This window comes from Robiginitalea sediminis (assembly GCF_002198115.1).
Lineage (GTDB): Bacteria > Bacteroidota > Bacteroidia > Flavobacteriales > Flavobacteriaceae > Robiginitalea > Robiginitalea sediminis.
This window is the reverse complement of the sequence record NZ_NGNR01000001.1, coordinates 1417945-1427618: the sequence shown is the minus strand read 5'-3', so window position 1 is coordinate 1427618 and position 9674 is coordinate 1417945. Positions and strand designations below refer to the sequence as shown.

Below are 9674 nucleotides of genomic sequence, written 5' to 3'. Positions count from 1 at the left end.
AGACAACTCAGACGACCAACAAATCACCGACTTTAGCCTGGCCGGGAATATCCTGACCCTTACCCTGGAGGATGGAGGCACCCAAACCGTGGACCTTTCCGGATATGTTTCATCCGATGACCAGGCACTAAGTCTCTCTGGAAACACCCTGACCCTGGAGGATGGTGGTACTGTAGACCTGTCAGCCTACCTAGACAACTCAGACGACCAACAAATCACCGACTTTAGCCTGGCCGGGAATATCCTGACCCTTACCCTGGAGGATGGAGGCACCCAAACCGTGNAATATCCTGACTTTGACCCTGGAAGATGGAGGCACCCAGACCGTAGACCTTTCCGGATATGTTTCATCCGATGACCAGGCACTAAGTCTCTCTGGAAACACCCTGACCCTGGAGGATGGTGGTACTGTAGACCTGTCAGCCTACCTGGATAACTCAGACGACCAACAAATCACCGACTTCAGCCTCGCCGGGAATATCCTGACTTTAACCCTGGAAGATGGCGGGACACAATCCGTGGACCTTTCGGGGATTGCCGGGACAGACGATCAAACCGCTGCAGAAGTCTCCTACGATAACAGCACATCGGCCATGGCTGCGACTACGGTCCAGGATGCCCTGGATGAAATTGTTTCCTCTTATACCGATGATCAGCCCCTGGCCGACGTCCTCTCCGAAGGCAACAGTGCCGGCAACGCCCAAATCCGGGACCTGGCGGAGCCCACCGCTGCCCAGGATGCGGCCACCAAGAATTATGTGGACAATTTGCCGCGCGTCTGGATGGGGGCCTTCCGAATTACCGGAACCGGGGTGCAAACCATCAGTGGCTTGCCTTTTCAGCCGAGCAGCATCAGTTTTACGGCCCATGCCAATGTGGAGGACTACAACCTGGATTCGGACAATGGCATCCGCAACAATGAGCGGGGCATCGCCAACTCGTTTGGTAGTATGAACGGTTTTGTACAGGACACCGGCTCCGGGCTTAACCAGCAAGTTATTTATGTTGGCGGGTCCGGTAATTCCATCAACGATATTTCCCGTTTCTCCTCCAGTTCCCACTGCATTGGGCTTCGGTACGGCGATCAGAACGGAACCAGTCTGGGCATTACCAGTGCCACGGTGACCAGTCTGAACGCCGACGGTTTTACGATTAATACAGACCAGTTTGCCGATGGCATCGTGGTCCTTTTCCAAGCCTACCGATAAATGCAGGGGTTAACACGAACATACCTTCTGGCACTCCTGTTGTGCCTGTCCCTTACAGGCCTAACGCAGGCCCAGGAAGGGGTGGGCAACCACGGTTCGCTCCGGCTCCACGCCGATGGCGCGGCAGGGATCCACGGGGACTTTATCAACCAGGGGGCTTTCGAAAACCAGTCGGGCCTGGTGGGGTTCTACCGTGAGGGGGCAGCGCTTTCCATATCCGGGACCCACACCCCCGTTATCTACGACGCCGAATTCGACGTTCCCGCGGGCATCTGGCTCGAGACACCCCTGGCCATCAGCAACAACGCCAACCTGGTGAGTGGGGATATCCGCACCACCCGGGTGGAGGCCGTCGCTTACACCCTCTTTTCTTTCGACTCCTTCTATACGGGGGACAGTGATGTTTCCAAAGTTGACGGGTATGCCGGCATGCAGAACAAACGGGAATTTACCTTTCCCATTGGCGATATCTCCCGGCTTCGTGAATTGACGATAACAGCAGACACCCAGGTCCCCATGGCCCGGGCCGCCTACTTCTACGAAGCCCCCCAGGCCAGCGGCACCCTGGGCCGCAGCTTTAAATCCGAGGCGCCGGAAGGCCCCCTGAAGGTAAGCCAGGTGGAATTCTGGAAGCTCGAGGGTCCCAGCCCGGTGCGCGCCACCCTGACCTGGGACGTTCTGAGCAATGTCTCCGGCCTATCCTCCTTTCTGGAGGAACTCCGGGTGGTGGGGTGGAGCAAATCGGCACAGGCCTGGGTAGACCTGGGCAATACCGACGTGCGCGGTGGCCGCGATTACGGCTCCATTACCTCGGGCACTTTTATCCCGGACCAGTACGAAATCATCACCCTGGGCGGGACAGACCTGCAGTCGCAGGGGTACCGGACCGTGGAACTGGACAACTACTACCTCTCACCCAACGGGGATGGGCTTAACGAGACCCTGGAACTGGAAGCGGCCGCAGACTCCCCGAACAACTCCATCCAGATTTACAACCGCTACGGCCAATTGGTCTTCCAGCAGGACCAGTACACCGGGGGCTTCGACGGCAATGCCAACGTAGACCTGGTGGTGAGTCCGAAATCCGGGCTGGAAGACGGGATCTATTTCTACATCATTACCTTCCACGACCTGCGTGAGCGCCACCAGGGGTATTTCTACCTCAACCGCTAGGGGCTCCGTTACGTCAATTTTGGTATCTTCGAAAGCAAAACCGATTGCCATGCTGCGCAGATCCTTTCTTACACGCACCACCCTTGGGGGGCTTTCCCTTGCCCTTCCCCTGCCCGCCTGGGCCGGGCAGGACCTGAAATATACCCTGGAAGAGCTCATGGGGAAGGCAGACCTGCAACTCTTTGGGGAAGGCATTAACCTGCAGGAAGAAGCCCACGATGCCTTCCTGGATATGAAGCGCCAGGCGTACCAGGACGGGATCGACATCAAAATTGTGAGCAGCTACCGCAGCTATGAGCGGCAGCGGGCCATTTTCGAACGAAAATATATCCAGTACACGGACGAAGACGGCCTGGACCCGTTGGAGGCCATCGACAAGATCATCGAATATTCCACCATCCCGGGGACCAGCCGCCACCATTGGGGAACGGATGTGGACCTGATAGACGCTTCCAAGCCTGCGGAAGGCGATGTCCTCGTGGCCGATAAATTTGAGGCGGGCGGGCCCTTCGAGGATTTCAAGAAGTGGATGGACGCCCACAGTGAGGAATATGGATTTTACCTGGTTTACACCGACAACCCGCGGCGAAGGGGCTTCAAGTACGAGCCCTGGCACTATAGCTATGCGCCCATATCCATCCCCATGCTCAAAGCCTACCGGTCGCTGAACCTGGTCCGGCTCATGGAGAAGGAGGACTTCCTGGGGTCCGAACATTTTACCACCGGTTTTTTGCGCACCTATTTCACCGACAACATCCTGGATATCAACCCGGATTTGCTGTAGTTTTTTTGTACCTTTTTCGAGTTAACCATTACCCTTGTCCATGCGCAGGAGCAGTTGGAAAGTCCGTATTTTCATAGGCCTGGCTATTGTGGCGTTTGCCTACATTAACCGGTGCAGCAACCAGGAGGAAAACCCCTATACCGGCCGGGTCCAGCACATCAATATGTCCGCAGACCAGGAAATTGCCATCGGTCTGCAATCGGCCCCGGAAATTGCCCAGCAACACGGGGGCCTTTACCCGGACGAGCGGCTGCAGGCCTTTGTGGACGCCGTGGGCAGGCGCCTGGTCCAGAACAGTATCGCCCGGGAAACCCCCTACCAGTATGAGTTCCACCTGCTTGCCGATGACCAGACCATCAATGCCTTCGCCCTGCCCGGGGGGCAGATTTTCATCACCTATGCGTTGTTCTCCCGCCTCAACGAAGGGCAGGTAGCCGGCGTACTGGGCCACGAGATTGGCCATGTCATCGGGCGGCATTCGGCAGAGCGGATTGCAGAGAGCCAATACTGGCAGCAACTTTCGATGGGTGCCTCGGTAGGCGCCGACATGGGGAATGTGGTGGCCGGCATCGGCCAGAACACCCTCCTGAAGAACGGAAGGGGCGACGAACTGGAGAGCGATGAACTCGGCGTGCTCTTTATGTTGCAGTCCGGATATAACCCGGAAGATATGATCCGGGTAATGGAAATCCTCAAGGAAGCCGCCGGGCCCAACCGGGTCCCGGAATTCCAGAGCACCCACCCGGATCCGGACAACCGGATTGAGCGAATCCGGGCAGCCATCGAGAAATATCGCAACTGATCGAGTATTTATACCTCAGGGGAGTGCCGGAAATGGATTTTCGTATATTGGCCCTATCCCAATCTTATGCTTGCCTTTATTTAACCCTTATAGCTGTGTCTTAACACGAAGAACAACTATATGGGAACCCTATTGCACTTTAGAAATTTGTATGTACACGCCTTCGACGACTGTAAACCCTCCTACCTGGTGGTGGTCCTCAAGGGGTATTCGATCTTTTGCGCGGCCCTGTTGCTGATGGCTTTTTACGCTTTCCTCTACCGCGCTTTTACCGGTTTTGAATTCTGATATTTCGGGCTCTTCTGCCGGAACACTTGTTACACTGAAAATGAAAAGGAAAACCCTGGCCGCAAGGCCGGGGTTTTTTCATGGAACTGCAGCAGGGTCGGTGCTTGAACCTGGACCCTAATGGGGCTTCAGGGCATCATCCCCCCTTCAGGAAGTCTCCCGTGGCACCCATGGTTGTTTGCCGGGCTGCCCCAATTTGCAGGGGAACTGTGAGGTGCCGCGTAAAAGCGTTATTTTTGCAGCAGAAGCAATTGAACCTATGAATCAGAAAGCGATCCTGATGATCCTGGATGGGTGGGGTATTTCCCCGGACCCTTCCATCTCTGCTATCGAAAAGGCCGATACCCCCTTTGTAGACAGTCTATATACCCGTTACCCCCATGCTACCCTGCTCACCGATGGGATGCACGTGGGTTTGCCGGAAGGGCAGATGGGAAATTCCGAAGTGGGCCATATGAACCTGGGGGCGGGGCGTATTGTCTATCAGGACCTGGCCAAAATCAACCTGGCCGTCCAACAGGATACCCTCAAGGAGGAACCGGTCCTGCAGGATGCTTTTGCCTATGCCATTAAAAAGAACAAACCCGTACACTTCCTTGGCCTGCTCAGCGATGGCGGGGTACACAGCCATATTGACCACCTCAAAGGCCTTGTTAAGGCTGCCATGGCTGCCGGGGTCCCGGAATCCTATATCCACGCCTTTACCGACGGGCGGGATGTGGACCCCAAGAGCGGAAAAGGATTTGTGGAAGACCTGCTGGCCACCCTTAAAGGGACCCGGACCCAACTGGCCTCTGTAATAGGTCGGTACTATGCCATGGACCGGGACAAGCGCTGGGAACGGGTTAAACTGGCCTATGACCTGCTGGTACACGGCAGCGGCGAGCTGACCACAGACCCGGCAGGTGCCATTGCCGCCAGCTATGCCAGCGGGGTGACGGACGAATTCCTGAAGCCCATCGCTGTGGCGGGGGTCGACGGGAAGCCGATGGGCAGTATTCAGGAAGGGGATGTGGTTGTCTTTTTCAACTTCCGCACGGACCGCGGCAGGGAACTTACCCAGGCCCTGAGCCAGGAAGCCTTCCACGAGCACAACATGCACCCGCTGGACCTGTATTATGTGACCCTCACCAATTATGACGACACCTTTAAAAAGGTCCATGTCGTTTACGATAAAGAGAACATCCAGGATACCCTGGGGGAAGTTCTGGCACGGGCTGGCAGGAAACAGATCCGCATTGCCGAAACCGAAAAATACCCCCATGTGACCTTCTTCTTCAACGGGGGGCGGGAAACGCCCTTCGAGGGGGAACAGCGCATCCTATGTCCCTCGCCCAAGGTGGCCACCTACGACCTGAAACCGGAAATGAGCGCTTATGAAATACGCGACGCCATCGTCCCGGAACTGCGTAAAGGGGAAGCGGACTTTGTGTGCCTGAACTTTGCCAACCCGGACATGGTGGGGCATACAGGGGTAATGGAGGCCGCCATCAAAGCCTGTGAAACCGTAGATGCCTGTGCCCGCGATGTCATCACCGCTGGCCTGGAAAACGGGTATACCACCCTGGTGATCGCGGACCACGGAAACTGTGACACCATGGTTAACCCGGATGGCAGCCCCAACACAGCCCATACCACCAACCCGGTTCCGCTTATTCTGGTAGATCCGGACCGCACCCATATCCGCAGCGGGGTCCTCGGCGATGTAGCCCCTACCCTGCTGGACATCCTGGGGATTGCCCCTCCGGATGCCATGACCCGTAAATCCCTATTGCGCGATGCATAAGACACTCTTGGCCGCAGGGTGCGGTATCGTGTTGGTGCTCTTTGCGAATTGTAAGGCCCAGCCCTACCACACCGCCGAGCGGATGCCGGACCGGGAGGAAACCGAAATTCTGGTAGGTACCGCCAATTTCGACTCCCTCAGGACCGCCCCTTTCGGAAACTGGTTTCAGGCATCCGTGAAGAGTTACGAGCCGAATATCGAAAAAGCGGAACAATTGGAGGAGCTCCTACGGGGGGTACGCATTACCACTTTTATGGGAACCTGGTGCAAGGACAGCAAACGGGAGGTGCCCCGCTTTGTCAAGATCCTGGAAACGGCAGATTACCCGGTGGAAGAGGTGGAAGTCATCGCCATGACGCGGGACAAGACCACCCCCCAGCAATACGAAGCCGGGATGGATATCATTAACGTGCCCACCTTTATTTTCTACAAGGACGGCCAGGAACTGGGACGCATCGTGGAATTCCCTATCGAGGACCTGGAGACCGACATGGTCAAAATCCTGAGCGGGCAACCCTACAAACACGCCTACGACTGGGATTAAAACCGGTATTTCTTCCTTCCTTATCTTTGCCCCTATGATCCTAGTGAAAACCGCCGAAGAAATTGAACTGATGCGCGAAAGCGCACTAATCGTGTCCCGTACCCTGGGGATGCTCGCCTCGGAAATCAAACCCGGGGTCACCGGCCTGCAACTGGACGCCCTGGCAGAGGCCTTTATCCGCGACCATGGGGCAGAACCGGGTTTTCTGGGGATGTACGACTTCCCAAACACCCTGAATATAAGCCCCAACGCACAGGTGGTCCATGGCATCCCCAACGACGAACCCTTTAGGGAAGGGGATATCGTATCGGTAGATTGCGGGGCCCTTAAAAACGGATTCTACGGGGACCATGCCTACACCTTCGAGGTGGGGGAGGTAGCCCCGGAGACCCGCAAACTCCTGCAGGTCACCAAGGAGTCTCTCTATGTGGGCATCCGGGAGTTCCGCATGGGCAACCGGGTGGGCGATGTGGCCTGGGCCATCCAGCACCATTGCGAAAGCCATGGGTACGGAGTAGTCCGCGAACTGGTAGGCCACGGCCTGGGGCGCGATCTGCACGAATCCCCGGAAATGCCCAATTACGGCAAGCGGGGCCGGGGCAAAAAGTTCGTGGATGGAATGGTAGTGGCTATAGAGCCTATGATCAATATGGGAACACGCCGGATCCGACAGCTATCGGACGGGTGGACCATCCTTACTGCAGACGGCAAACCCAGCGCCCACTTTGAGCACGACGTGGCCCTGGTAAACGGCAAACCCGAATTGCTCTCCACCTTCGCCTATATCTACGAGGCCCTCGGGATTACCTCAGACGAAGAGGACGAATTTCGGTCCCAGCCGGTAACCAAAGGTCAGGCAGGCGGGTGAAGCGGCTTTTTAAATGGGCCCTCGGGGCTCTGCCAAGGCCCTGGCTGATCCGCCTGAGTTACGCGGTTCGGCCGCTGCTGGCCCTCCTGTTGAGGGGAAGGCGCTACACCGACCCCATAGACGGGAAAACCTTCCGAAGCTTCCTGCCCTACGGGTATGAGAAAACCCGGGAAAATGTCCTCTCCCCCTCTACCCTCTCCCTGGAACGCCACCGCCTGCTCTGGCTCTACCTGAAGCGGGAAACCGATTTTTTCACCCGCCCTGCACAGCTGTTGCACTTCGCTCCGGAGCAGGCCTTCTACAAAAGGTTTCGAAGACTCCAAAATCTGCAGTACACTACCACAGACCTGAATTCCCCGCTTGCCGATGTGAAGGCCGATATCTGCAACCTGCCCTTTGAGGACAACCAGTTCGATGTCATATTGTGCAACCATGTCCTGGAGCACATCCCGGACCACCTCAAGGCCCTCTCGGAACTCCTGCGGGTTATGAAACCCGGGGGGTGGGGCATCTTCCAGGTCCCCCAGGACCTGAACCGGGACGCCACCTTCGAAGACCCGGGCATTACCGACCCCGAAGAACGCAAGCGCCTCTTTGGCCAGTACGACCACGTCCGCGTATACGGAAAAGATTATTTCGATATCCTGAAAAGTGCGGGGTTCGAAGTGGAAGCCGTGGACTACACCCAGGCCCTGGGGCCGGAGGCCATAGCGCGCTACCGCCTGGCAGATGGCGAGCTTATTCCGCTGGTGCGGAAACCTGCCGGGGCTTAGTTTCCAGACTGCATAGCCTATGCCAATTCGTCTCGTTGCGCCTTGCAGGCGCGCCGGGCAAAATCCCTGTAGCTCTCCGGCGTTAGCGCAGCAGCGCCTCAAACCCCGGGGTAAAATACTCGGCCAGGTTACCCGAGGCGTCCAGGTAAATGATATAACCTTCCAGGGTATCGGAAGCTTCCAGCAGCTTTTTGGAGTCCACCAGATCCATGGCCATAAAGGCCGTGGCGTATCCGTCGGCCAGCATACAGGTAGGCGCCAGCACAGAGGTCGCCAGGACGTTGGAGCTGCGCGTAAAGCCGGTATGCGGGTCTATGGTATGCACAAACTTCTCGCCCGACTCCGGATCTACCCGGAATTTGCGATAATTCCCGGAGGAGGCCATGGATACGTCCTGCAGCGCCACGATCTGCATGATGCGGCGGCCGTCCGTTACCTGTGGGTCGTCAATGCCCACCATCCAGGGTTGTTTTTTGACCGGATGTCCGCCCCGGGTACGCACCTCTCCGCCTACTTCCACCAGGTAGAGTTCCGCGCCCCGGGCATCCAGCATCGCGGCAAGGCGGTCTATAGCATAGCCCTTGGCTATGGCATTAAAATCCAGGCGGATCCCGGGAAGCTGCTTCCCTACCCGGTTATCCGAAGTTATACGGACTTTATCCAACCCAACATACTGCAAGAGGCTGTCGACCACCAGGGAGTCCATTTCGAGGGCCGTTCCCGGCCCGAAGCCCCATGCGTCCACCAGGATGCCCACCGTGGGATCAAAGTAGCCGTCGGTAGCCCGGTGTACCTCACGGGAAGCCTCAAACACTTCCCGGAACATAGCATCCACTGTGATGGTGGTATCCCCGGCGTTGATCCGGCTGATATCGGACTGGGGGATATAGGTAGACAAGGACTGGTTCAGCACCCGGAAGACCGAGTCGATCTGAGGTTGCAGGTCCTCCGCAGACGGCCCGAAGACCGTTATGGCGTAGGAAGTGCCCAGGGCCCCGCCCTGGTACTGCTGTTCGTGGAGGGCGCCGCTCTGGCAACCCAGGGCCCCCAGCAGGGCCACGGCGCTACATAATTTCAATAAGGCCCGCATATTCAACCAAATAATTTTCATTGAGGTAAACCGGCGCATTCCGGTCTTCGGCATTGTAAAGCCCCACCCCGGCATAGTATGTCCGCGCCTCGAACTTCAGGGCGTGGTCCCGGACCTTTTGCATCAGGGTTTCGTCGAAAACCTTAGGATCGTGAGGGTGTGCTACCGGCCGGACCACGATAAAGTGCAACACCTTTTCCCGAAGGCAGACAAACTGGGGGTTTTTCCCCGGCTTGGAATTCACGCCCATAAACTCGAAGCCCTCTGCCTCGAGCTGGCGGCCTACTATATTCATGGCCAGGTTGTGCAATTCCTGTTGGGTCAGTTCCTTCACAGTTACCAGGGTAAAAAAAACCGA

The 9674-nt window shown here is 57.0% G+C and carries 11 protein-coding genes; 9 read left to right on the top strand and 2 right to left on the bottom strand.

What is annotated here, in order from left to right; translation table 11 throughout:
* Positions 1-296: 296 nt before the first annotated feature.
* The 9 genes from CA832_RS06365 to CA832_RS06330 all read left to right on the top strand — a co-directional run bounded on the left by CA832_RS06365 (position 297) and on the right by CA832_RS06330 (position 8226).
* Positions 297-1208 (top strand): hypothetical protein, encoded by a 912-nt coding sequence (locus CA832_RS06365; protein WP_158211887.1) that lies wholly within the window; start codon positions 297-299, stop codon positions 1206-1208.
* Positions 1209-2381: a gliding motility-associated C-terminal domain-containing protein gene (locus tag CA832_RS06360; protein ID WP_088340695.1), complete on the top strand. Its 1173-nt coding sequence runs from the start codon at positions 1209-1211 to the stop codon at positions 2379-2381.
* Positions 2382-2430: 49 nt separating this feature from the next.
* Positions 2431-3165: a M15 family metallopeptidase gene (locus CA832_RS06355; protein ID WP_088340694.1), complete on the top strand. Its 735-nt coding sequence runs from the start codon at positions 2431-2433 to the stop codon at positions 3163-3165.
* A 40-nt stretch (positions 3166-3205) separates the two neighbouring features.
* Positions 3206-3967 (top strand): M48 family metalloprotease, encoded by a 762-nt coding sequence (locus tag CA832_RS06350; RefSeq protein ID WP_088340693.1) that lies wholly within the window; start codon positions 3206-3208, stop codon positions 3965-3967.
* Between the two features lie 120 nt (positions 3968-4087).
* A complete protein-coding gene (locus CA832_RS15110) occupies positions 4088-4255 on the top strand; it encodes a DUF6747 family protein (protein WP_198944445.1) in 168 nt (55 codons plus the stop codon).
* Positions 4256-4514: 259 nt separating this feature from the next.
* Positions 4515-6041 carry a 2,3-bisphosphoglycerate-independent phosphoglycerate mutase gene (gene gpmI, locus CA832_RS06345; protein ID WP_088340692.1) on the top strand — a complete coding sequence of 509 codons (1527 nt, stop codon included), beginning with the start codon at positions 4515-4517 and terminating at the stop codon, positions 6039-6041.
* A complete protein-coding gene (locus tag CA832_RS06340) occupies positions 6034-6585 on the top strand; it encodes a thioredoxin family protein (RefSeq protein ID WP_088340691.1) in 552 nt (183 codons plus the stop codon). Before gpmI ends, CA832_RS06340 begins: the two co-directional genes overlap by 8 nt.
* Positions 6586-6619: 34 nt before the next feature.
* Positions 6620-7453 carry a type I methionyl aminopeptidase gene (gene map, locus CA832_RS06335; protein WP_088340690.1) on the top strand — a complete coding sequence of 278 codons (834 nt, stop codon included), beginning with the start codon at positions 6620-6622 and terminating at the stop codon, positions 7451-7453.
* On the top strand, positions 7450-8226 hold the full coding sequence (locus CA832_RS06330) for a class I SAM-dependent methyltransferase (protein ID WP_088340689.1): 777 nt from the start codon (positions 7450-7452) through the stop codon (positions 8224-8226). Before map ends, CA832_RS06330 begins: the two co-directional genes overlap by 4 nt.
* 82 nt (positions 8227-8308) lie before the next feature.
* On the opposite strand, the gene CA832_RS06325 is transcribed toward CA832_RS06330, so the two are convergent.
* Both CA832_RS06325 and CA832_RS06320 read right to left on the bottom strand, forming a co-directional pair.
* On the bottom strand, positions 8309-9304 hold the full coding sequence (locus CA832_RS06325) for an FAD:protein FMN transferase (RefSeq protein ID WP_233131742.1): 996 nt from the start codon (positions 9302-9304) through the stop codon (positions 8309-8311).
* Positions 9291-9650 (bottom strand): Na(+)-translocating NADH-quinone reductase subunit F, encoded by a 360-nt coding sequence (locus tag CA832_RS06320; protein WP_088340687.1) that lies wholly within the window; start codon positions 9648-9650, stop codon positions 9291-9293. The genes CA832_RS06325 and CA832_RS06320 overlap by 14 nt, the downstream gene beginning before the upstream one ends.
* Positions 9651-9674: the final 24 nt, after the last annotated feature.

Excerpts from the sequence above, each read along its gene's own strand:
- CA832_RS06360 (WP_088340695.1), top strand. The coding sequence starts at position 1,209 with ATGCAGGGGTTAACACGAACATACCTTCTGGCACTCCTGTTGTGCCTG.
- CA832_RS06355 (WP_088340694.1), top strand. The coding sequence starts at position 2,431 with ATGCTGCGCAGATCCTTTCTTACACGCACCACCCTTGGGGGGCTTTCC.
- CA832_RS06350 (WP_088340693.1), top strand. The coding sequence starts at position 3,206 with ATGCGCAGGAGCAGTTGGAAAGTCCGTATTTTCATAGGCCTGGCTATT.
- CA832_RS15110 (WP_198944445.1), top strand. The coding sequence starts at position 4,088 with ATGGGAACCCTATTGCACTTTAGAAATTTGTATGTACACGCCTTCGAC.
- gpmI (WP_088340692.1), top strand. The coding sequence starts at position 4,515 with ATGAATCAGAAAGCGATCCTGATGATCCTGGATGGGTGGGGTATTTCC.
- CA832_RS06340 (WP_088340691.1), top strand. The coding sequence starts at position 6,034 with ATGCATAAGACACTCTTGGCCGCAGGGTGCGGTATCGTGTTGGTGCTC.
- map (WP_088340690.1), top strand. The coding sequence starts at position 6,620 with ATGATCCTAGTGAAAACCGCCGAAGAAATTGAACTGATGCGCGAAAGC.